The organism is Mycobacterium attenuatum (assembly GCF_900566085.1).
Classification (GTDB): domain Bacteria; phylum Actinomycetota; class Actinomycetes; order Mycobacteriales; family Mycobacteriaceae; genus Mycobacterium; species Mycobacterium attenuatum.
Genome location: NZ_UPHT01000081.1, coordinates 43,045 through 65,151 on the forward strand (window position 1 = coordinate 43,045; position 22,107 = coordinate 65,151).

A 22,107-nucleotide genomic window follows, 5' to 3' on the forward strand; every position below is an offset into this window, starting at 1 on the left:
CGTCGCTGCGCAGGATCACCGATTGGTTTGCGAGAACGCGTCTGAAGCGCTTCGCCGGCCACAGGCATTGTGTCAGGTATACCCGCCGATTGGTCAGCTAAACGTGAGATTCCCCGCCGCAGTGCGGGCGGATGTCTTCGTTTGGTGGGCACCGGCCAGGGTATTCATTGGCCATCATTAGGAGTTGATCGCAATGGTCATGGTAAAAAATGCCCGCCGTGCCCGAGGGGGGAAACCCGACGGCCGCCGCATTCATCATCGCCACAGCCCGCAATCAATTGCCGTCTCACTTGCCACTCGATTGATTGTGAAGAATGCGGTGCGCGCCTGGGCCATCCAACCGAATCTGCGCTGGCCATTCGACTACGTCGATGGCTTGGCAGGTTTGCTGCCGCGTTTTGGGACGGCGGCCCGCATTGATCCGGTTCGCCTCGATCACTGCGCTGCGGAATGGGTTCGGGCACCCGGTGTTTCCCCGAAGCGGGCAATTCTTTACCTCCATGGCGGGGCCTTCCTCACGTGTGGGCTCAACACACACCGGTCCCTGGCGTGCCGGTTGTCGAAGGCCGCGGATGCCGGCGTGCTCAACGTGGGATACCGCAAACTGCCTTCGCACCACATCACCGACGCGATCGAGGATGCGCTGAGCGGCCTCGCCTGGTTGCAGGCCCAGGGCTTCGAGGGTGACCAGGTCGTCGTGGCCGGCGATTCGGCCGGCGGGTACCTGGCATTCATGACAACGCTGTCGGCGATTCGCAGCCACCTGCCCAAGCCAGCTGGCATTGCCACCGTCTCGCCCTTCACCGATGCGGACCCGGCCCGCAAGCTCGCTCACCGCAACGCACGCCGATGCTCGATGTTCACCCGCGGTGCCCTGTCGATGTTCGCGCGCTATCTCGGCGAGGTGCAGCTGCCGCCGAGCCGGTCGCAACCCGCACGGCGCGTTGAGTCCCCGGTGGATGCGGATTTGTCGCCGCTGCCGCCCGTCTCCATCCATGCGAGTTCGGACGAATTGTTGCTCGCCGACGCTGAGCTCATGGCCAATCGGCTCAGCGCCGCGGGAATCCGATGTGATCTACACCTATGGGACGGCCAAATTCACGACTTTCCGCTGGCTGCAGACGTATTGCCGGAAGGCAGGCGTGCCATTCGGTATATCGGCGACTTCGTCAAAGAGGTCACCGGCGCAGGTACGGGCCGCCTTCCGGCGGCCGCGGCCGGCTAACGCACCCAGCGCTCGCGCGCGAGGGTAGGCGCTGGTGTGATCGATCACAGCTAGTGGCCGTGACCTGGCCGGACACCCTGATCTTCGGCGTCGCGACCGCATAGCGGGCTACGATGCCGCCATGCCGCTCGCCGAAGGTTCGACGTTCGCCGGCTACACCATCGTCCGACAGCTGGGTTCCGGCGGGATGGGCGAGGTCTACTTGGCCCGGCACCCGAGACTTCCCCGCCAGGACGCATTGAAGGTACTCCGGCCGGAGGTATCTGCCGACACGGAGTACCGGGAACGCTTCAACCGCGAAGCCGACGCCGCGGCTTCACTGTGGCACCCGCATATCGTCGCGGTGCACGACCGGGGCGAAACCGACGGTCAGTTGTGGATCGACATGGACTATGTCGACGGTGTGGACGCCGTGCGGTTGCTGCGCGAGCGGTATCCCCACGGGATGCCCGGCCCCGAGGTCACCGCGATCATCACCGCGGTGGCCGAGGCGCTCGACTACGCCCACGAACACAGGCTGCTGCACCGCGACGTCAAGCCCGCCAACATCCTGATCGCCAAGCCCGACTCGCCGGACCGTCGAATCATGTTGGCCGACTTCGGGATCGCCGGCTGGGTGGGCGAAGCCAGCGGGTTGACCGCGACCAATATGACGGTGGGCACCGTGTCCTACGCCGCGCCCGAACAGCTGATGGGCCAAGACCTCGACGGGCGGGCCGACCAGTACGCGCTGGCAGCGACGGCGTTTCACCTGATCACCGGTTCTCCGCCGTTCCAGCATTCCAACCCCGCCGTCGTGATCAGCCAGCACCTGAGCGCAGCGCCCCCGCCGATCGGCGATCGCCTGCCGGCCCTGGCGGACCTCGACGCGGTGTTCGCCAAGGCGCTGGCCAAAGACCCCAAAGACCGTTATCAGCGGTGTGTCGATTTCGCCCGGGCGCTCGGTCATCGCCTGGGCGGCGGTGATGCCGACGAAACCATCGCCCGACCGGTCGCGACGCCCGCGCCGCCGGCCAAACGGTCGCTGATGCGACCAGCGGTGCTGATCCCCGCCATGCTGGCGATATTGCTGGTCGTCGCGATTGTCGTGGCGCTTCGCGAGTTCCAGCGGGCCGACGACGAACGCGCGGTGTCCGCGACGACGTCGAGCTCGCCGGCGACCACCACCTCGGTGGTGACGACGACGACACCGCCGCCCACCACCACCTCCACCTCCACCACCTCGACGACGACGACACCGTCGACCACCGCGGCGGCAGAGACCGAGACCACGACGTCGGCTGCCGCGGCGCCGGTGGTGGTCATCGGCGCCGTCTGCTCCCCGCTGGGCAGTACCGGAGTCACCAAGACCGGCGCGACCGCCTACTGTTCGACCCTGCAGGGCACCAGCACGACCATCTGGTCACTCACGCCGGGCACCGTGGCGAGTCCGACAATCACCGCCACGGCGGAGCCCACCGAGACGCCGCTACCCACGGAGCAGGAATCGCCGATCCGCATCTGCATGCAACAGACGGGCCAGACCCGCCGTCAATGCCGTGAGGAGATTCGCCGCAGCAACGGCTGGCCGTGACGGCTTTGGCCGCGGGGGCTACACGCAGCCGCTGACGCTGATCCGGCGACCGACATTGGCGCAGACGTTCACATTGGGCGCCGGGGGTGGGGGAGGCGGATAGTCCTCGGGCAACGGGGCGTATTCGGACGGGGGCGGAACGTAGGGGGCCACCGCATCGGCAACATTGGCGCACCCGCTCACCGAAACTCGCCGCCCGGCGTTGACGCACACGTCTGCGCGTGCTTGGCCGGACGGCGCCATGACGGCGAACACTTCAGGAACGGCGGTCAACGCCAATGCCGCTGTCGCCACGGCGGCCACCGGTCGCTTCCAGGGACGCATTGAGAATCTCCTTGCTGCCGGCTGCCACGTGTCCGGCGTCTGTTCGACTGGAGTGTCTGAAGTGTGAGGGGCCCCGTTGGGCAACGAATTATATCCGCGCCCGCGTGTCGTCAACCCCGAGTTCGCGCTGCGCGCCGCCGAATTCGGCGAACCGATCGAAGTCGCCCACCGACGTTAGCCACCGAGGCTGCCTCAGGTAACCGCGCCAAGACATCCGATGGCCCAACTGATTGCCTGCCACCAGGTAACCCCGCGACGTATCCACGTCTTGTTCTGCAGTTGGCGCCGCTGCCGTTACAGTTGGTCCCGATGACCCAAACAGTTGCGCCGCCAGTGCTGACCGTGCGATACAACGGAGCCGAGCGCACCTTCGCAGCAGGCCACGATGTCGTCATCGGCCGTGATCTACGCGCCGACGTCCGCGTCGCGGACCCGCTGATCTCGCGGGTGCATCTGCTGTTGCGCTTCGACCAGGGCAGGTGGATCGCCATCGACAACGGCAGCCTCAACGGGCTGTATGTCAACAACCGCCGGGTACCGGTCGTCGACATCCACGACGGCCAGCGTGTCAATATCGGCAACCCCGACGGTCCGGCGCTCGACTTCGAGGTTGGCCGGCGCCAGCAGGGTTCGGTCGGGCGGCCCCCGCCGACGACGGCGATGCCGGTGCCGCCCATCCCGACTGGGGCACGGCCGGCCCACACTCCGCCGCATACCGGTGCCCAGTGGGCGGCGCCGCCGCAACAGCCGCAATCGCCACAACAGCCGCAATCGCCGACGACCGCCCGGATGCCTGCTCAACCGCCCGGCGGGCCGCAGCACGCCCCGCCGGCGGGGCCGCCGCCGCACTACCCGACCGGCGCTCAACCGGCCCGCCCGCCGTCGGGCCCACAGCCCGCACCGCAGATTTACCGCCCACCCGCCGGGGCTCCGCCGCCTCCGGTCGCCGTTCGTCCCAGCGGGGAAACGGGCAACATCGCGACGTCGATGATGAAGATCCTGCGGCCCGGCAAAGCGGCGGGGGAATTGCCGCCGGGCTCGCTTCGGATCGGCCGGGCCGACGACAACGACATCGTCATCCCCGAGGTGCTGGCATCGCGCCACCACGCGAGCCTGGTCCCGACGCCCGGTGGCACCGAAATCCGCGACAACCGCAGCATCAACGGCACTTTCGTCAACGGGTTGCGGGTCGAATCGGCGCTGCTGCGCGAGGGCGATGTCGTCACGATCGGCAACATCGACCTGGTTTTCGCCGGCGGCACGCTGGTACGCCGCGAAGAGACCCTACTGGAGACGCGCACCGGCGGTCTCGATGTGCGTGGGGTGACGTGGACGATCGAGAACAACAAGACGCTGCTGGACAACATTTCGTTGACCGCGCGCCCGGGCATGCTCACCGCCGTCATCGGTCCGTCCGGCGCCGGCAAGTCGACCTTCGCGCGGCTGGTGGCCGGCTACACCCATCCGAGCAGCGGCACAGTCGCGTTCGAAGGACACAACGTGCACGCCGAATACGCCTCGCTGCGAAGCAGGATCGGCATGGTACCGCAAGACGATGTGGTGCATGGCCAGCTGACCGTCAAACAAGCATTGATGTATGCCGCCGAGCTGCGACTGCCCCCCGACACCGCCAAGGAAGACCGGGAACAGGTGGTCGCCCGGGTACTCGAGGAACTCGAGATGTCCAAGCACCTCGAGACCCGCGTCGACAAGCTGTCGGGCGGTCAGCGCAAACGTGCGTCGGTGGCGCTGGAACTGCTGACCGGGCCGTCGCTGCTGATTCTCGACGAGCCCACATCGGGTTTGGACCCGGCGCTGGACCGCCAGGTCATGACCATGCTGCGGCAACTGGCCGATGCCGGCCGGGTGGTGCTGGTGGTCACCCACTCGCTGACCTACCTCGACGTCTGCGACCAGGTGCTGCTGCTGGCGCCCGGCGGCAAGACGGCGTTCTGCGGGCCGCCCAACCAGATCGGCCCGGCGATGGGCACCACCAACTGGGCCGACATCTTCAGCACGGTTGCCGACGACCCGGACGGCGCGCAGTCCCGGTACCTGGCGCGCACGGGTCCACCGCCCCCACCGCCGCCGGCCGAGCAGCCCGCCGAGCTGGGCGACCCCTCGCACACCAGCCTGTTCCGGCAGTTCTCGACGATCGCGCGGCGGCAGATCCGGTTGATCGTGTCCGACCGTGGCTATTTCGTCTTTTTGGCAGTGCTGCCGTTCATCATGGGCTCGCTGTCGATGTCCGTCCCTGGTGACGTCGGTTTCGGGTTCCCCAATCCGATGGGTAACGCACCCAACGAGCCGGGCCAGATCCTGGTGTTGCTCAACGTCGGTGCGGTGTTCATGGGGACCGCGCTGACCATCCGCGACCTCATCGGAGAGCGGCCCATCTTCCGGCGAGAACAGGCGGTGGGCCTGTCCACCACCGCATACCTGATCGCGAAGATCTGTGTCTACACGGTGTTCGCGGTTGTCCAGTCAGCGATCGTGACGATCATCGTGCTGATCGGCAAGGGCGGCCCGACGCAGGGTGCGGTGGCATTGGGCAAGCCGGGTCTGGAACTGTTCGCCGACGTCGCGTTGACCTGCGTCGCCTCGGCGATGCTGGGGCTGGCGTTGTCGGCCATCGCCAAATCCAATGAACAGATCATGCCGCTGCTCGTGGTCGCGGTCATGTCGCAACTGGTCTTCTCCGGCGGCATGATTCCGGTCACCGGGCGCGTCGGCCTGGATCAGATGTCGTGGGCCACACCGGCGAGATGGGGTTTCGCGGCGTCGGCCTCCACCGTCGACTTGATCAAATTGGTGCCCGGCCCGCTGACGCCCAAGGATTCACACTGGCATCACACGGCCGGCGCGTGGTGGTTCGACATGGGCATGCTGGCCGTGATCAGCGTTTTCTACCTCTGCTTCGTGCGGTGGAAGATCCGCCTTCCGCGCGGCTGATCGGCCATCCACGCGCCTCCGGACAAGGCATCGCACCTCGGCATCATCGCCGGCGCCGCGAGCGGCTAGTGGGCACACGTGCACCAAGAGGGACGAATCAGCCCCGGCTTGTGCATCGATGCAGGGTGAAACCTATCTGGGGCACGGCCAGCAGGCCCGGTATCAGGGTCAGCAGGACGGATCGTCCGTCGCGCTGGAAGCTCCTTTCTGGTAGAGGGGCCGCGTCCCATGGTTCATCTCGGTACACCACAGGACGGCATCGTGCGCGGGCTCGGAGCTGAGCGCATGATCGAGCAGGAACCCGCCGATGCCCCGGCGCTCGTCTCCCACGGTCATAGAGAGCGCGTCGATCTGGAGATGGTCAGGATTTCCCGGCTCCGGCCCGAAGATGCTCATGCCGACAATTCGGTCCCGCGACTCGCCAAGCCACCTGGCCCATCCGGGCCGGCTGACCGTTAGCGGGTATTCCCGATCGACCCACGTCTGCCAATCGAACAGGTCGAGCAGCTCGCTAGCCACGATTCCCCGGTAGGACAGTCGCCCACTCCGGTAGTGCATCGGCGCGACGTTCGCGTAGTCCGCCGGTTCGGCTCTCCGGATCGAGCTACCGTCGGGTATCTGCGTCACGGTTGCTCCGCTGGTTTGTCTGAGCCCGATGGTGAGGGCGAAGTAGCGCAGATCCCCGGCACGCAAGTTTCGTCCCGGAGCGGGCCGGATCGAGCGCCGCGCTGCTTTCCCTATCATTTCGTTATGGATGCCGGTGGGCTGGATACCGCGGGATCTTGGGCATTCAGCGCCGAAGACTCGGCCCGGTACTACGCGGCCGGGTGGTGGTCGGACACCACGCTGTCTGATGCGGCACGTCGTAACGCCGAGCTCTCGCCCGACCGGACCGCGTACATCGAACATTCCGGCCCGTCCCTAACCGGGCATGAATTCGACTGTGCCGCTACGGCATTAGCGAAACAGCTGGCGGGTGTCGGGCTGACTTATGGGGACCGGGTGGCGGTGTGGCACGGCGACTCGGCGGCCATCCACGTGCTGTTCGTCGCGATCGAGCGCTGCGGCGCCGTCGTCGTCGGGCTAGGTGCGCGTGCCGGTCCGCGTGAGGTCGTCGACATCCTGCGTCAAACCCGGCCGAAAGTTCTGATCAGCGATCGGCACCACAACGGCGTCGCAGCGGACGTAGCCGCCGAGTACCCGGTTTCGTTGCTGGTGCTCGGCGGGCACCGGGCCGCGCCGGCACTGAACGTCGAGACCGAACCCGGGGTGCTGGACAGCGGCTGCCGGCTCGGGCCCGACGACGTCTTCCTGATCAACTCCACCTCCGGCACCACCGGGCGTCCCAAATGTGTCGTGCACACCCAAAATCGTTGGCATTACTTTCATCTGAAGGCTGTCGCACACGGGCTACTGACCGCTGACGACGTTTTCCTGCCGGTCATCGCGACACCGTTCGGGTTCGGGATATGGACCAGCCACACGTCGCCGATCCATCTCGGTGCCACCGTGGTGGTCCTGGACAGGTTCAGCACCCGGGCCGCGGCGGCAGCGATAGCCGCCCACCGGGTCAGCGTATTATGTTGTGTCAGTACGCAGTTGACCATGCTGATGGCCGACGCAGCTTGCCGGGATTACGATCTGAGTTCGCTGCGGGTGGCGTTCACCGGTGGCGAAGCGGTGCCCTATCGGCCGGCCGCCGAGTTCGAGGAACTTACCGGGGCCAAGATCTTGCAGTGCTACGGTTCCAACGAGACCGGTCTGCTCAGCGGGACCACGCTGGACGACACGCAGCAACGGCGGCTGCGGACGGCTGGACGCATAGTGCCGGAGATGTCGGTCCGGCTTTTCGACAGGGATCGCGACGTCACCGGGACGGGCCGCGGCCAACCCGCCTGCCGGGGCCCGGCGACCAGTCTCGGCTATCTGGACGGTACCGATCGCGACAAGCTGTTCACCACCGACGGGTGGATGCGCATGGGTGATCTCTGTGAGATCGATGCGCAGGGATACCTAAGTGTCGCCGGCCGCATTTCCGAGTTCATTGTGCGCGGCGGCAAGAACATCAGCGCGGCACACGTCGAAGACGCCGCGCTGACCCATCCGGCGATCGCGGTGGCCGCGGCCGTCGCGATGCCCGATCCGGTGTTCGGCGAAAAGGTATGCCTCTACGCCGAACTCGCCGGCTCGAACTCCCTGGGGCTGGCCGAACTGGTTAACCATCTGCTGGACCTGGGCTACGGCAAGGAGCTGCTGCCCGAACGGCTCATCGTGATCGAGGAACTGCCGCGCTCCTCGGGTGGCAAGGTTGCCAAAAGCGTGCTGCGCGAAGACATTCGCGCCAGGATGGAGGTCGATGATGAACACCGCTGATGCGCGCCCGGGCGGCGTGCGGGTGTGGACGCCGTCGGTCCTGCCGCCGATCGGAGTCGAGCTGTCCAACGAGCAGGCGCTGGCGGTGGCCTTCCGCCACCTCGCCGCGATCGGGTTCGCCGAGAACATGGCCGGACACATCACCTGGCAACCCGACGGCGACACCGACATGTTGGTCAACCCGTGGGGCCTGTGGTGGCAGGAGCTCACCGCATCGGATATCTGCGTGGTCGACGCCGACGCACAGGTGGTACGCGGCCGGTGGGATGTCACCCCGGCGATCCACCTCCATACCGAACTGCACCGCGTCCGAGAAGATGCCCGGGTGGTCATTCACAACCACCCTTACTACGTGTGCGTGCTGGCCGCGCTGGGCCGGCTGCCCGAGCTGGTGCACCAGACCGGTTCGCTGTTCCTGGATGACCTGTGTCTGGTCGATACGTACGACGGTGAAGTCGACAGCCGTTCGCGCGCAGCCGATCTCGCGGCACATATCGGCGGCGCCAACGTGACGATTCTGGCCAACCATGGCGTCATCGCCACCGGCCGCACTCTAGCCGAAGCCGTCTACCGCGCCGCATCGATCGAACGGGTATGCAAACTGGCCTACGACGTCATGCTCACCGGTGCGGCACCCGCGCAGATGACATGGGCGGACATGGCAGGCATGCAATCCTCGCTCATCGAACGTGCCGCCGCTGTGTACTGGGCGGGTGCCGCGCGGCTGACCATCAAGGCTGATCCGGAAGTTCTGCGGTGAATCGCCATGAAATCAATTGACCAGCTAGCGGCGGACCCGAACTTCACGACCGCCAAAACCGGTGCAAGCCGTTCGGTTTCATTTCTGCCCGACCCGCCCCGGGCCGAACGCCACTACACGGTGATCTCGGTGGACGATCACATCGTCGAACCCCCCGACACCTTCACCGGCCGTCTGCCCCGCAGGTTCGCCGATCGGGCGCCGCGCGTCGTGGACACCGACGCCGGCGGCCAGACGTGGGTCTACGACGGCCAGGTGTTGCCCAACGTCGGGTTCAACGCCGTGGTCGGACGCCCGGTCGCCGAGTACGGTTTCGACCCGATGCGCTTCGACGAAATGCGCAGGGGTGCATGGGATATCCATGAGCGAATCAAAGACATGGATCTCAACGGCGTCTACGCCTCCCTGAACTTTCCGTCGTTTCTGCCCGGGTTCGCCGGCCAACGGCTGCAACAGCTGACCGCCGATCGCGACCTGGCGCTGGCGTCGGTGCGGGCGTGGAACGACTGGCATCTGGAGGTGTGGGCGGGCTCTTATCCTGATCGGATCATTGCATGCCAGCTGCCGTGGCTGCTGGATCCCGACGTCGGCGCGCAAATGATCTATGAGAACGCCGGGCGCGGCTTTCATGCCGTCACGTTCAGTGAGAACCCAGCGATGCTGGGGTTGCCGAGTATCCATTCGGGCCATTGGGATCCGATGATGGCGGCGTGTGCCGAAACCGGTACCGTGGTCAACCTGCACATCGGCTCTTCGGGTTCGTCGCCGTCCACCACCGACGACGCGCCGCCGGATGTCGTGGGCGTGCTGTTTTTCGCCTATGCCATCTCCGCCGCGGTCGACTGGTTGTACTCCGGTCTGCCCTGCAGATACCCCGACCTCAAAATCTGTTTGTCCGAGGGGGGAATCGGCTGGGTCGCGGGGTTGCTGGACCGTCTCGACCACATGCTGAGCTACCACCGGATGTATGGAACTTGGCAGGGCCTGGGTGAAAGGCTCACTCCAGCAGAAGTTTTCACCCGCAACTTCTGGTTCTGCGCGGTGGAGGACAAGTCGTCGTTTGTTCTGCATGAGCGAATCGGCGCCGACAACATCATGCTGGAAGCCGACTACCCGCACTGTGATTCGACGTGGCCGCACACCCAGCAAACGATCCACGATCAGATCAGCGGGCTGCCCGACGACGTGGTGCGCAAGGTCACCTGGCAAAACGCCGCGCGTCTGTATCGTCATCCGGTGCCGGTGCATATTCAGCAGAACCCGGACGGATTCTGAGCCGGTTAGTCGAGCTTCAAGTCGGCCTCGGCGCAGTAGACACCGAGCAGGTCGCGAGCCGAAACGATCCCACCCGGAACGCCACCGTGTTCCACCAGAATATGGCGGATGTAATGCTCCATCATCTGATTGGCCACCTCGTCGACGGTGGCCTCGGAGTCGCACCACACCAGCTTGGTGGTGGCTACATCAAGTGCCCGCACCGCGTTCGGGTCTTTCCCGGCGGCCACGACCCGGACGATGTCGCGCTCACTCACCAACGCTGCAGGGCGTTCGTCGTCGCCGATGACAATCGCTCCGACGTTGTCGGCGACCATCGCGTTGGCGACGTCGGCCACGGTGGCGTCGGCCACAACGCGCGCCACTGGGTCGCCCGTGACGGTGGAAATCGGCAGCGATCCGGCAGAAGGAAGGGTAGTCACGCCACCATCTCACCCGGACCCGGCCGCTGGTTCTAGTGACTTGAGTCCTCAAATCGGATGGCCTTAGTACCGGTGCCATTGCCAGGTTTTCCGACAGCCGTGCCGACGGGTCCAGGGACTGCGGCGGACCGCGCGGCAGCGCAGGTGTCGGGTAGCTGTCGACGCCCGAGTCGATGTCGAGTCATTGCCGACCTTCGCCTCGCAAGTTTTCTGCCGAGTTCAGTAGCAAACCCTGGGAAGTCGCTGTGAGTTCGGAACCTTACCCGCGAGTAGGTTTAGCGTCGGATTTGCCCCGATGACCGTCCGGTCACCGTCGGTGCTAGGCGAGGGAGGCCGAAATGTCATTCATGTTCATGGTGCCGGAATTGGTTGAGTCTGCGGCGCAAGACCTGGTTGGTCTGCGCTGGGGGATCAACGAGGCCACCGCGGCCGCCGCGGCGCCCACGACCGGGATCCTGGCAGCCGGCGCTGATGAGGTATCGGCGGCTATCTCGGCGTTGTTCAGCGCACACGGTCAGGAATTCCAAGCCGTCAGTGCTCAGGTTAAAGCCTTTCACGACGAGTTTGTGGGCCTATTGAGCGCTGGCACCAGTGCATATGCCAATGCGGAGGCCGCCGGCGCACGGACTCTGCTGAATGCGGTGAACGCGCCCGCCGAGGCGTTGCTGGGCGCGCCGTTGATCGGGACCGGCACCGCCGCGGCGAGGGCGCTTGCGAGCAGCGCCGCCGCGCTGGCGCCCGGCTCGATCCAGGCTGAGCTGCAAAGCATTTCGGCAACGATCAGCAACGCACCCGCCGCGCTTGGCACCTTCGGGGCCACCATCGCCGGACCTTACCAAACTTTGCTCACAAATACGGTCGCCAACCTGCAAAGCCTCGGCAGTGCCGTGGCTGCCAATCCGGCGCCGTTCCTGCACCAGTTCATCACCAACCAGTTGGATTACGGCCACTTGGCCGCGACTGCGGTGCACAACGCCGTCACCAACTTCCCGGCGGTGTTGGCCAATGCGCCAGCGAATATCCAAGCCGCCTTCCGTGTCCTTGCGACTGCTGATCCAACAGCCTTCATACACCAGGTGATCACCAACCAGATGGGCTTTGCGCAGACGGTCGCCACGTCGCTGCAGAGTGCCGCCCACGACTTCAATACCGGATGGCAAGCCCTCCCGACGGCCTACCAAACGGCCTACCAGCAATTCATGGCGGGCAACGTCAATGGTGCGGTGGACACGCTCGGGTCCGGATTCGGAAAGCTGTTCATCACGGGATTCGATGTCTCCGTAGGCCCAATCGACCCCGCAGGTGATCCGCCACTGTTAACCATCACGCCGACAGGCACGCTGGGCGACTTACTACCCATCTTCGCCATCCCAGGACAGATGGCACAGAACCTCACCAACCTGATCCCCGCATCCATTCCTGCCCAGATGGCGCAGAACGCTACCAACGTGATCAAGGCCTTCACGAACACATCCCTGACGTCGGTCCTGCAACCGTTCGCAGATCCGACCAGCCCGATAGGTCTTGGAATTGTCATCGACGCCAACATGGGGTTGCCGCTGGCGCTGGCGATTGATGGGCTGGGCGGTCCGATCAGCGGGCTGAACGCGCTGGGATCCAGCGTGAGTACCTTTGTCAACGCGGTGCATACCGGAAATGCCTTGGGTGCCTTGGGCGTGACCCTGGACGCTCCGGCCGTCGTCGCCAACGGCTTCCTCAATGGTCAAATGACGTTCCCCCTGACGATTGACGTGGTGGGCATTCCCACGACCCTCAACCTGCCGTTCAGTGGAATTCTCGTTCCGCCGGGTACTTACAGCGCGGTCGAAGACCTCACAGGGCTTGGGCTGGGTCCGCTCTTTCTCAACTCAACCGTCACGGGCACGCCCCTCGGCGGTATCGTTCCCGGCCTGCTGGACTTTCTGCCAGAACAGCTAGTGGTGGCAATCGGCGCGCCCGCCCCGGCCGGATCGCTCGCTTCCTAAGCCTGCCGTCGCTGGCCTACGTGACCCAGTCGGGCTGCTGGTCAACGTCGACGGCGGAGAAGTCTTTGTGGCCCAGGCCGGCCACCGTGCCGCCGTCGACGACGAATTCCGAGCCGGTGGAGTAGCTCGACTCGTCACTGGCCAGATACACCACGAGGTTGGACACTTCCTGCGGTTCGGCGGCGCGGCCGAGCGCGGTTTGGAAAAGGTCCTCGGGCACCCATTGCGTCATGGGCGTCTTGACAAGCCCGGGATGAATGGAGTTCACCCGGATTCCGCTGACTCCCAGCTCTACCGCCGTCGACTTGGTCAATCCTCGCACCCCGAACTTGGTCGCGGTGTAACCGTGGGAGGCCATGGTGCCGGCCAGCCCCTCGATCGAGGAGATGTTGATGATGGATCCGCGGCCGGCAGCCTTCATGGGTTTGACGACGGCGCGAATGCCCAGGAACACCCCGGTGAGGTTGATGTCGAGAATCCGCCGCCATTCCGACAGCGCATAGTCTTCGATCGTCCCGATGTTGAGGATGCCGGCGTTGTTCACCAGAATGTCGAGCCTGCCGAATCTGTTCAGCGCCGCCTCGACTGCCGCCTCCCACCGAACGGGATCGGTGACGTCGAGGTGGACGTAGTGGGCGGCGTCGCCGAGTTCGGCGGCTACGGCGGCGCCCTCGTCGTCAAGAATGTCGCCGAAGACGACGTTGGCGCCCTCGGCCACCAATGCCCGCACGTGCGAGGCGCCCATGCCGCGGGCGCCACCGCTGACGAGTGCGACTTTGCCGGTCAGTCGGTTTGGCATGGGAAACTCCTTGGCATTGTCTGACATTGTCTGACATTGTCTGACATTGTCTGGCATTGTTTGATCTTGGGTTGTGATCGGTAACCGCGGTCGCTCGGTAAGACTTGTCCTGCTCCAATAGTCGATCACGCGGGCAATCGCTTGGCGAGATTGGGCGCCGGGGCGCGAGCTCACATCCGCGAAGGCGACGGCCTCATCGGCGCGAAGTCGGCTTGAGTACGCTCGAGGTCGTCTGTGCGCGGGCCGGGGAGATCCGGAGATTGGTGGGCGCTTGTGGCCTCAGCCAAGGTCGACTTCAGTTCGGTCGCTTGGGGTTCCGTGGAATGGACCAACTTGGTGACCCTGTATCTGCGGGCCTATGACAGTCGTTGCCGCAAACCCATCCTGGGTGATCGGGCGGCCGCCGAAGCGGTGGACCGTATCGACTACGACTTCAAACGGATACATCGCACCTCGTTGCCGGCCACCAATCAGTATCTGGTGGTGCTGCGCGCCAAACAGTTCGACGAGTGGTGCGCGGACTTTCTTCGCCGCCACCCGGACGCGGTTGTGTTGCACCTTGGTTGCGGGCTGGACAGCCGACCATATCGCCTCGCGGTGCCCGCGACGGTGCTGTGGTTCGATCTCGACCAGCCGGGCGTCATCGACCTGCGCCGCCGGCTCTACGACGAAACGGACAGCTACCGCATGATCGGCTCGTCGGTGACCGACCCCGGGTGGCTGCAGCAGATTCCGGCTGGACGTCGCGCGTTGGTCGTCGCCGAAGGGCTGCTGATGTACCTCACCGAAGGCGATGTTCGACAGCTGCTCACGCGCCTGACCGACCGATTCGACCATGGCGAAATGCTTTTCGACACCACCTCTGCGCTAGGGCCGCGGCTCTCGAAGATCTTCACGAAAGGCATAGTCAAGTGGGGCATCGGCGATCTCCGAGACATTCAACTGTGGAACCCGAGGCTGCGTTTCCGCGAACGGACGTCTGCGCTGGCCAGCTACCGGCACATCGAGGCGGCCCCGGTGCGGTTGGTGTACCGGCTGCTGCACGCCACGCCGTTCGGCGACTATGACGTCCTGAACCGCTTCGAATACTGAGCTGCCGCATCGGCTAGCGTCAAACGTATGGAACTGACCGGCAAGGCCGTCCTGCTCACCGGTGCCACCGGCGGCCTCGGACGTGCGATCGCCACCGCACTGGCCGACCGCGGTGCGCGACTGATCCTGAGCTCCCGCAAAGCTGCGGACCTCGACCAGCTCGCGGCTTCCCTGACCGGACGCGACCACCGAACCATCGTCAGCGACCTGGCCGATTCCGGCGCCGCGGCTGCGTTACTCGCCGAAGCGGGGGAGATCGACGTTCTGGTTGCCAATGCCGCGCTGCCGGCTTCCGGGAAACTGGACAGCTTCACCGCCGAGCAGGTGGACCGTGCGCTGCGGGTCAATCTCGAAGTGCCGGTACAGATGACGCGCGAACTCATTCCGGGGTTCATCGGGCGGGGGTCCGGGCACTTCGTCTTCCTTTCATCGATCTCCGGTAAGGCCCCCACACCGCGCGCTTCGCTTTATGCCGCAACAAAATTCGGTCTCCGGGGCTTTGCCCTGTGCCTTCGGGACGACCTGCGGCCGGCCGGGGTGGGGGTATCCGTCGTCAGCCCGGGGGCCATCGGCGGCGCCGGGATGTTCGCCGACTCGGGAGCCGCCATGCCGCCGCTGATCGGCACCGGCACCCCCGAACAGGTCGGTGCGGCCGTGGTCACGGCCATCGAGCGCAATCGCGCCGAGGTCACCGTAGCCCCGCTGCGCCAGCGGGCGCTGGCTCGTTTCGCGGCAAACGCACCCGAGGTGTCGTCGCGGCTGGCCGGGGGCATCGTCGCCAAGGCGGCGGACGAGATCGCGGCCGGTCAGACCGACAAACGGTAACGGCGCGGCGCGGCTGGTGGGCGCCGGAAGCGACTGGCCACGGTATCGCTCTGCGATTGTATTGCCGCACGGCTTTTTCCAATCCCGTGTGGCCGCCGCGAGCCGTCCAAGCTCGCCTCGCCCACATCTACCTCCAGCTGGGTATCACCTGCCGTCCGATGGTTCAGCAAGCGCCCCGGTGATGGCATCCTGGCCTGGTGGGACTGTTGTTTCGGCTGCTCGAGTTGCTGGTTCTGGCCGCGCCGGTGATCGGTGTGATCTATGCCGGCATCCGGATGCTCGCGTCGGTCAACAAACGACGCGACGCGCCCGGAGATACCGGCCCGACTGACCTCGCGGGGGCCGGCCCCGGTGATATCGGCAATCAGGCATCACGCTGGCGGGCAATTCGACGCGCTCTCGATGCGCATGACCACACGGATGCGCGCTGGCTGGCCTACGAGCTTGACGCCGCCAAGCTCTTGGATTTCCCCGCCATGACCGACATGCGAGACCCGCTGACGACGGCCTTTCACAGGGCCAAGCTGGCGGCCGACTTCCACCGGCCGGTCCGGGCGGAAGATCTCGTCGACGACCGGGAAGGCGCGCGGCAGTACCTCGACGCCGTCGAAAGCTATGTGACCGCGTTCAATGCCGCCGAAGCGGAGGCAACGCGCAAAGGCCGAAGCGACTTCTCCCGCGAGGAACGGCAGCGGCTGGCCCGCGCTCAGAGCTTGCTGCGGGTGGCGGCCGACCCCTCGGCGACGCAGCAGGAACGACAAAGAGCATATGGTTTGGCCCGTAGCGAGCTCGATGGCCTCATCGTGTTGCCCGGCAGCACCCGGACCAGCATCGAGCGCGGCATCGCCGGCGAACTCGACGGGTAAGGCAGGGAACCTTTCCTGGGCGAGCAGCCGCGAAAGCCCCCGCGCGCCCGGCGTGTCGCGGGCTTTCGCGGCTGCTCGGCGATCAACCGGCGTCACTGTGCAAGCGCACCATCCGCGTCGTGCTGCTCTCGTCAAGGTCGACCACATCACTGCGCGAGCGCAGAAAATCGCTGAACGACTTGAAGCCCAGCGACTTTTCACTGAACGAGGGGTCCATCCGTTTCATCTGCGCCTTGACCATGGAGTTGTGCTGCCAGTCCGCGTCATCTTTTTCCTGGCCGATCCGCAGCGCCCGTTCCAGCAATCTGGTGGCCGCGGCCTGCGGGTCGGGCGGCGTCGGCTCCTCGTCGGGCTCTGCGGTGCTGGCATGCCGTCCGCGCTTCTTGGGCTGCGCGGCCACCACGGTGGTGGATATCCCTGGCAGTGTGTCGTAGGTGACGAACTCGTCGCAGGCCGCGGCCAGCGATTGACTGCTGGCACCGGCCACGCCGATGCCCACGACGTAGCGGCCCAGCCGCTTGCAGCGTTGCGCGAGCGCAATGTAGTCGGAGTCGCCGCCGACGATCACCACATGGGTCAGGTCGGGCAGCCGGAACATGTCCTCGACCGCGTCGACGGCCAGCCGGATGTCGGCTCCGTTCTTGCCGTAGGCGGCTGCGGGGAACAATTGCACCAGATCGACCGCGCGCCCGACCAGCTGGCCGTGGTAGCGGGCGTTCACCTCGGCCGACCAGTCGGCGTAGGCCCGGGTGAGCACCAGGGTGCCGAACGAGGAGGCGAAGTCCATGATGGCGCCCAGGTCGACGGTTGCCGCCCGCAGCCGCTCGGTGTCCAGACCCTTGGCCTTGTCCTTTTGGAAGGTGCCGCGCCCGTGTACTTGGTCGTAGCGCGAGATCACGATGTTGTCGAAATCGAAGTAGACGGCCACCCGGGTCGCGCTGGAATCGGTCATGATCGTCATCGTGCCGTGTGTCACCGCCACATGGCATCAGAAACGGAGTGACAGTGAGCGCGACCAAGCGCAGCACCGCGGCTATCGTCGGCGTCCATAACACCCGCCAGGGACGCCGCCTCGACGGCGAAACCTCCCGCAGCCTGGCGCTCAAGGCCCTCCGGGGCGCGCTGGACGACGCCGGCCTCAGGCTCGGCGACGTGGACGGCATCAGCGCCGGCGCCCTGTCCACGGCGCTGATCTACGACCTGCGCATCGGCCCGGCCTGGCAGGGCCTGAACTTCGGCGTCGGCATGATCACCGAGGCCGTCACCGCAATCGAGCACGGCATGGCCGACGTGGTGGTGCTCGTCGCCGCCCAGGCGGGGGAGTATCGCGACCATGCGGCAACGGCGCCGTGGACCAGACCGGAAAACGAGTTCGTAGCGCCGTGGGGCATGTTCACCGCCGCCGAATTCGCGCTCATCGCCCGACGCCACATGCACGTCTATGGCACCACTCGTGAGCAGCTGTCCGTCGTGGCGGCCACCATCCGCAACAACGGATCGCAAAACCGGCAAGCCGTTTACTACCAACGCGGGCCGTTCACTCCCGACGACATCACCGCGTCACGGCCGATCGCCGACCCATTCCATGTGCTCGACTGCGCAACAACTTCCGAGGGCGGGTGCGCCCTGGTGGTGGCGAACCTGGACCGGGTAGCGGTCGCGGGCCGGCCGATCTACGTGTTGGGCAGTGGCGCAGATTTTTTCGGCCCGTCGTATCAACACCCGCCCGCGTGGGACCTTGCAGGGCGGCGCGGCGACCACGTCAACGGCGCGGTGGGCGCCCGGGCGGCCGATCGCGCGTTCGGCCATGCGGGCCTGCGCCGCGACGACGTCGACGTGCTCGAACTCTACGATCCCTTCTCGTTCGAGATCATCCGCCAGCTCGAAGCGTTCGGCTTCTGCGGCGAGGGCGAAGGCGGACCGTTCGTCGCCGACGGCCACATCGCCATCGACGGCAGCCATCCAGTGACCACCGACGGCGGAACCATGTCGTTCAGCCATGCCGGGGCGAACCCGCAGATGATGCAGCGCGCGATTCGAGCCGTGCAGCAGTTGCGCGGCGAGGCGGGCGCCCTCCAGGTCAGCGATGCCCACGTTGCGTTGTGCAGCAACGGGGGAGCGGGCGCGCTGTTCACCACGGTGCTGATCCTCGGCGATGAGCCACGATGAATTCCGACAATGTGTTGCGGCCGCAAACCGGGCCGGTACCGCACCCGGTCAGTCCGCTCAGCGCCCCGTTCTGGGACGGATGCCGAGCAGGCGAACTGCGTTATCAACGCTGCCGGACCTGCGGCACAGCGAATTTCCCGCCGACCGAGCACTGCCGGCAGTGTTTGTCCGCGGACCTGCCCTGGGCGCCCAGCGCCGGTCACGGCGAAATCTACAGCTGGACAATCGTTTACCGGCCAGTGACACCGGCATTCGAACCGCCCTACGCGCCGGCGATCGTCACTCTCGACGAGGGCTACCAGATGCTGACCAACGTCGTGGGCCTGGCACCGGCGGATCTGGCGGTCGGCATGCGGGTGCGGGTGCAGTTCCACCACGTGAGCACCGGCCTGGCGCTCCCGTATTTCACGGCGTCGTAGACCGGTGCCGATCACAGCCGGCACACTTGTCCGTGCGCCGGTCCACACCCGATGCGCCCGTTGTCTCTCGCATCGCTCCCCATCTCGAGCCGCCAGCGCACATTTCGCGCCGATGCGGGCCACGGCCGCCTCCGATGGCCCTGATCAGCGAGTCAGCCATAGTGCACTTCCCAATATCGACGATTTCCCCATTCCGCCGTTGCCGAACCAGTACGCTTTCGCAAATCGCGCGGCGGCGGACCGACCGTCGCACACATGTCACACGAATTCGGCAACCCCGAAGCCGATAACGGCCGGCCAGAGGCCGGACAGAGAAAGGAACCCTGCATGCCCGCTCCGCGCAATGTGAAAACGATCATCGGCGGGGCGTTGCTGTCGGGCGGCCTCGCGGTGGCCGGGCTGGGCCTGGCCGCAGGTACCGCCCAGGCTCAGCCCGGTCCTGTTCCGCTCCATCCTGGCCCCCTCCACACCGACGACAGCGACTGGGGCCCGCCGAAGCGGTGGTGCCCGGGGGACCCCCTGCCGGAGACCGGTAACCACGTGACCGACCCATTTCGTGGCTGGGACATGTCGGTATGTCACACCTACTACTACCTGTGGCCAGGAATGGGCAATGTGTCCAACATGATTTGGGACGGGGACGATCCGCCGCCGAAACCTCCCGGCTCGGGCTACCAGCCGCCGCCGCCGCTTCCGCCGGGGTTGTGCTGGCCCAACGGCAGCTTCATTCCCGTGCCGATTGCGTGCCCTTAGCCTCCGCTGGTCTGGTCTGGTCTGGTCTGGTCTGGTCTGGTCTGGTCTGGTCTGGTCTGGTCTGGTCTGGTGCCGGGCTCGGTGACTCGCGTGGCTGATGGCGCGCCAGTCACCGTCGCGTCCCACAGCCCGACGGTGTTCGAATAATCTGGTGTACCGGGGTTTTCACACCCGGGCTCACCAGGGCTCACCCGACCCTAAACATCACCGCGCAACGCAATCCGGTACGCGGTGCCACGCGGCTCGCGCACCCACAACGTCTCACCTTCGCCGACGGTTGTTCCTTGTTCGATCAAGCGGCGCTTGAGCACCTTGTGGGTGGCGGTGCTGGGCAGTTCGGCGGCGATGCGGACGTAACGCGGCCGGGCCTTGGGTGACAGGTCGGGCTGGGCGTCGAGGAATGCCTCCAACGATTCGGGGTCGAATGCATGCCCCTGGTGCAGCACGATCGCGGCCATCACCTGGTCACCAACGTGCTCGTCGGGCACCGCATAGACAGCTACTCGGTTGATCACGCTGTGGCGCAACAGGATTCGCTCGATCGGTGCAGCCGCCAGGTTCTCCCCGTCAACCCGCATCCAGTCGGCGGTGCGGCCGGCCAGATAGATCCAGCCCGCGGCGTCACGGTAGGCGAGGTCGCCGGACCAGTACATGCCGTGGCGCATCCGCTCGGCGTTGGCTTCGGGGTCGTTGTAATAGCCGGTGAAGAAACCGGACCCGGCGGTGTTGACCAATTCGCCCACGGCTTCGTCGGCGTTGACCAAAGCCCCGTGCTCGTCGAAGCGGGCGACGGCGCACTCGGTGACGGTGTCGCTGTGGTACACCGCGATTCCAGCGGCGCCTTTGCCGATCGATCCGGGCGGCGTTCCGGGTTCGCGAATCACGATGACTGCGTTTTCGGTCGAGCCGAAGCCGTCTTCGACCTGCACGCCGAAGCGGCGCGCGAACTCCTCGATGTCCTTCTCGCTGGCCTCGTTGCCGAAGGCCACCCGCAGCGGATTGTCGGCGTCGTCGTCGCGTTCCGGAGTCGCCAGGATGTAGGCCAGCGGCTTGCCGACATAGTTCATGTAGGTGGCGTGGTAGCGGCGGATGTCGGCCAGGAAGTTGGTTGCCGAGAACTTCGCCGGCGCAATGGCCGCCCCGGACACCACCGCCGGCGCCCATCCCGCCGCAACGGCGTTGGAGTGAAACAGGGGCATCGACACATAGCAGGTGTCCTGTTCGGACAGGCCGAAGCGCTCGGTCAGGCTGCGTCCGGCGAACGTCGGCATCAGGTGTGAGACCTGCACCGCCTTTGGGCTACCGCTGGTGCCGGAGGTGAAGATCATCATGAACGGATCCATCATGTCGACCTTGCGATGCGGCACCAACGCACCCGCACCCGCGACCAGCTCGGCCCACTGTGGTGTCGAGGCGTCGACAATCCGGATGCCGGTCAGGTCGAGGCCGCGCAGCAAGTCCCGATGTTCGGCGTCGGTCACGACGATCTGACAGTCTGCTCGGCCGATGTCGGCGGCCAGGGCGTCGCCTCGGCGCGTGGTATTGAGGCCACACAACACATAGCCGCCCAGGGCGGCTGCGGCCATCTGGGCCAACATCTCCGGTGTGTTGCCCAGCAGTACGCCGATGTGCATCGGCCGGCCCGGATCCGTAGCGGCGATCAAAGCCGCGGCGCGCGCCGCTGATTCCGTCAGATACTGACGCCAAGTCCATTGCAACGCATCGTATTTCACCGCGACTGACGAATCGGACACGCGCTGTTGCAGGAGCGTTTGAATCGTGTCGCTCATGGCTTGTGGTCCATCTGCTCCTCGGGCTGCCCAGGCGCATCACGAGTTGGTTGACATTGCCGCCTTCAACGTCGTTCGACGGTTGTGTTTCGTATCGCCTCAAGCTCCGGGCCGATCAGCGCCCTGAGCATCTTACCCTCCGGTCACCAGGTGCCGATATGTCGCAGCTGCCTGTATTGCGCGGGTTACTCGTACGTTTCCGGCAGTCTCAGACTTTCCAAGAGTGCGCCGACGGAATAGGCACACTTATTCACAAGCCCAGTCAATTCCTGTGCTGTGCGTACAGCTCCGATCGTCGTCTCAGAAAGCACATTGACGCGCGGCAGATCTCCCAAATATGGAAGCCCCTTCTTCGGGCGGCTGCGACAATTAGGATTTAGCCTCGATCCACGGATGGACGTTGTGGCGTGAATTGTTGATTTTTGATCTTGATTTGTGGCGTGGTAGGGATGCGACGACCGCTGGTCTGCCCAGCTTTTCCTGTTGGCTTCCGGTCGTCGGGTCG

The 22,107-nt window shown here is 65.7% G+C and carries 19 protein-coding genes; 13 read left to right on the forward strand and 6 right to left on the reverse strand.

Annotated features, from left to right (window positions below; all coding sequences use genetic code 11):
- Positions 1 to 199 precede the first annotated feature (199 nt).
- Together EET13_RS13775 and EET13_RS13780 are read left to right on the forward strand one after the other, a co-directional pair.
- Positions 200 to 1,225 carry an alpha/beta hydrolase gene (locus EET13_RS13775; RefSeq protein ID WP_122442837.1) on the forward strand — a complete coding sequence of 342 codons (1,026 nt, stop codon included), beginning with the start codon at positions 200 to 202 and terminating at the stop codon, positions 1,223 to 1,225.
- Positions 1,226 to 1,346: 121 nt separating this feature from the next.
- Positions 1,347 to 2,798: a serine/threonine-protein kinase gene (locus tag EET13_RS13780; RefSeq protein ID WP_122442821.1), complete on the forward strand. Its 1,452-nt coding sequence runs from the start codon at positions 1,347 to 1,349 to the stop codon at positions 2,796 to 2,798.
- An 18-nt stretch (positions 2,799 to 2,816) separates the two neighbouring features.
- On the opposite strand, the gene EET13_RS13785 is transcribed toward EET13_RS13780, so the two are convergent.
- Positions 2,817 to 3,122: a hypothetical protein gene (locus EET13_RS13785; RefSeq protein WP_122442822.1), complete on the reverse strand. Its 306-nt coding sequence runs from the start codon at positions 3,120 to 3,122 to the stop codon at positions 2,817 to 2,819.
- 309 nt (positions 3,123 to 3,431) lie between these two features.
- Between EET13_RS13785 and EET13_RS13790 the strand changes: the two genes are divergently transcribed.
- Positions 3,432 to 6,074, forward strand: a complete 2,643-nt coding sequence (locus EET13_RS13790; RefSeq protein WP_122442823.1) for an FHA domain-containing protein — start codon at positions 3,432 to 3,434, stop codon at positions 6,072 to 6,074.
- A 168-nt stretch (positions 6,075 to 6,242) separates the two neighbouring features.
- Here the strand turns inward: EET13_RS13790 and EET13_RS13795 are convergent, their stop codons facing one another.
- A complete protein-coding gene (locus EET13_RS13795; RefSeq protein WP_244603903.1) occupies positions 6,243 to 6,818 on the reverse strand; it encodes a GNAT family N-acetyltransferase in 576 nt (191 codons plus the stop codon).
- 6 nt (positions 6,819 to 6,824) lie between these two features.
- Here EET13_RS13795 and EET13_RS13800 point away from each other — a divergent pair, with 6 nt between their 5' ends.
- The 3 genes from EET13_RS13800 to EET13_RS13810 are packed head-to-tail and all read left to right on the forward strand — an operon-like array spanning position 6,825 to position 10,482.
- On the forward strand, positions 6,825 to 8,447 hold the full coding sequence (locus tag EET13_RS13800; RefSeq protein ID WP_122442824.1) for a class I adenylate-forming enzyme family protein: 1,623 nt from the start codon (positions 6,825 to 6,827) through the stop codon (positions 8,445 to 8,447).
- Positions 8,434 to 9,207: a class II aldolase/adducin family protein gene (locus EET13_RS13805; protein ID WP_122442825.1), complete on the forward strand. Its 774-nt coding sequence runs from the start codon at positions 8,434 to 8,436 to the stop codon at positions 9,205 to 9,207. The genes EET13_RS13800 and EET13_RS13805 overlap by 14 nt, the downstream gene beginning before the upstream one ends.
- A 6-nt stretch (positions 9,208 to 9,213) precedes the next feature.
- A complete protein-coding gene (locus EET13_RS13810; RefSeq protein WP_122442826.1) occupies positions 9,214 to 10,482 on the forward strand; it encodes an amidohydrolase family protein in 1,269 nt (422 codons plus the stop codon).
- A 5-nt stretch (positions 10,483 to 10,487) separates the two neighbouring features.
- Here the strand turns inward: EET13_RS13810 and EET13_RS13815 are convergent, their stop codons facing one another.
- Positions 10,488 to 10,904, reverse strand: coding sequence for a CBS domain-containing protein (locus EET13_RS13815; RefSeq protein ID WP_122442827.1), 417 nt, complete (start codon positions 10,902 to 10,904; stop codon positions 10,488 to 10,490).
- Positions 10,905 to 11,242: 338 nt separating this feature from the next.
- On the opposite strand from EET13_RS13815, the gene EET13_RS13820 reads away from it, so the two are divergent.
- Complete coding sequence (locus tag EET13_RS13820) at positions 11,243 to 12,889, forward strand: PE family protein (protein WP_122442828.1); 1,647 nt, start codon at positions 11,243 to 11,245, stop codon at positions 12,887 to 12,889.
- 16 nt (positions 12,890 to 12,905) lie between these two features.
- On the opposite strand, the gene EET13_RS13825 is transcribed toward EET13_RS13820, so the two are convergent.
- The gene (locus tag EET13_RS13825) at positions 12,906 to 13,688 is read right to left on the reverse strand and encodes an SDR family oxidoreductase (RefSeq protein ID WP_122442838.1); all 783 of its coding nucleotides are present in this window, start codon (positions 13,686 to 13,688) and stop codon (positions 12,906 to 12,908) included.
- A gap of 273 nt (positions 13,689 to 13,961) precedes the next feature.
- On the opposite strand from EET13_RS13825, the gene EET13_RS13830 reads away from it, so the two are divergent.
- The 3 genes from EET13_RS13830 (at position 13,962) to EET13_RS13840 (ending at position 16,471) form a co-directional block, all read left to right on the forward strand.
- Positions 13,962 to 14,780, forward strand: coding sequence for a class I SAM-dependent methyltransferase (locus EET13_RS13830; RefSeq protein WP_122442829.1), 819 nt, complete (start codon positions 13,962 to 13,964; stop codon positions 14,778 to 14,780).
- A 27-nt stretch (positions 14,781 to 14,807) separates the two neighbouring features.
- Positions 14,808 to 15,605 carry an SDR family NAD(P)-dependent oxidoreductase gene (locus EET13_RS13835; protein WP_122442830.1) on the forward strand — a complete coding sequence of 266 codons (798 nt, stop codon included), beginning with the start codon at positions 14,808 to 14,810 and terminating at the stop codon, positions 15,603 to 15,605.
- 197 nt (positions 15,606 to 15,802) lie between these two features.
- Positions 15,803 to 16,471 carry a hypothetical protein gene (locus EET13_RS13840; protein ID WP_122442831.1) on the forward strand — a complete coding sequence of 223 codons (669 nt, stop codon included), beginning with the start codon at positions 15,803 to 15,805 and terminating at the stop codon, positions 16,469 to 16,471.
- Positions 16,472 to 16,553: 82 nt separating this feature from the next.
- On the opposite strand, the gene EET13_RS13845 is transcribed toward EET13_RS13840, so the two are convergent.
- Entirely contained in the window at positions 16,554 to 17,423 is an 870-nt protein-coding gene (locus EET13_RS13845; protein WP_122442839.1) for an NYN domain-containing protein, read from the reverse strand.
- 53 nt (positions 17,424 to 17,476) lie between these two features.
- On the opposite strand from EET13_RS13845, the gene EET13_RS13850 reads away from it, so the two are divergent.
- The 3 genes from EET13_RS13850 to EET13_RS13860 all read left to right on the forward strand — a co-directional run bounded on the left by EET13_RS13850 (position 17,477) and on the right by EET13_RS13860 (position 19,812).
- Entirely contained in the window at positions 17,477 to 18,640 is a 1,164-nt protein-coding gene (locus EET13_RS13850) for a thiolase family protein (protein ID WP_122442832.1), read from the forward strand.
- Positions 18,637 to 19,059, forward strand: a complete 423-nt coding sequence (locus EET13_RS13855) for a Zn-ribbon domain-containing OB-fold protein (RefSeq protein ID WP_122442833.1) — start codon at positions 18,637 to 18,639, stop codon at positions 19,057 to 19,059. Before EET13_RS13850 ends, EET13_RS13855 begins: the two co-directional genes overlap by 4 nt.
- A 327-nt stretch (positions 19,060 to 19,386) precedes the next feature.
- A complete protein-coding gene (locus EET13_RS13860) occupies positions 19,387 to 19,812 on the forward strand; it encodes a hypothetical protein (protein WP_122442840.1) in 426 nt (141 codons plus the stop codon).
- 197 nt (positions 19,813 to 20,009) lie between these two features.
- On the opposite strand, the gene fadD1 is transcribed toward EET13_RS13860, so the two are convergent.
- Positions 20,010 to 21,602, reverse strand: coding sequence for a fatty-acid--CoA ligase FadD1 (gene fadD1 / locus EET13_RS13865; protein WP_122442834.1), 1,593 nt, complete (start codon positions 21,600 to 21,602; stop codon positions 20,010 to 20,012).
- Positions 21,603 to 22,107: the final 505 nt, after the last annotated feature.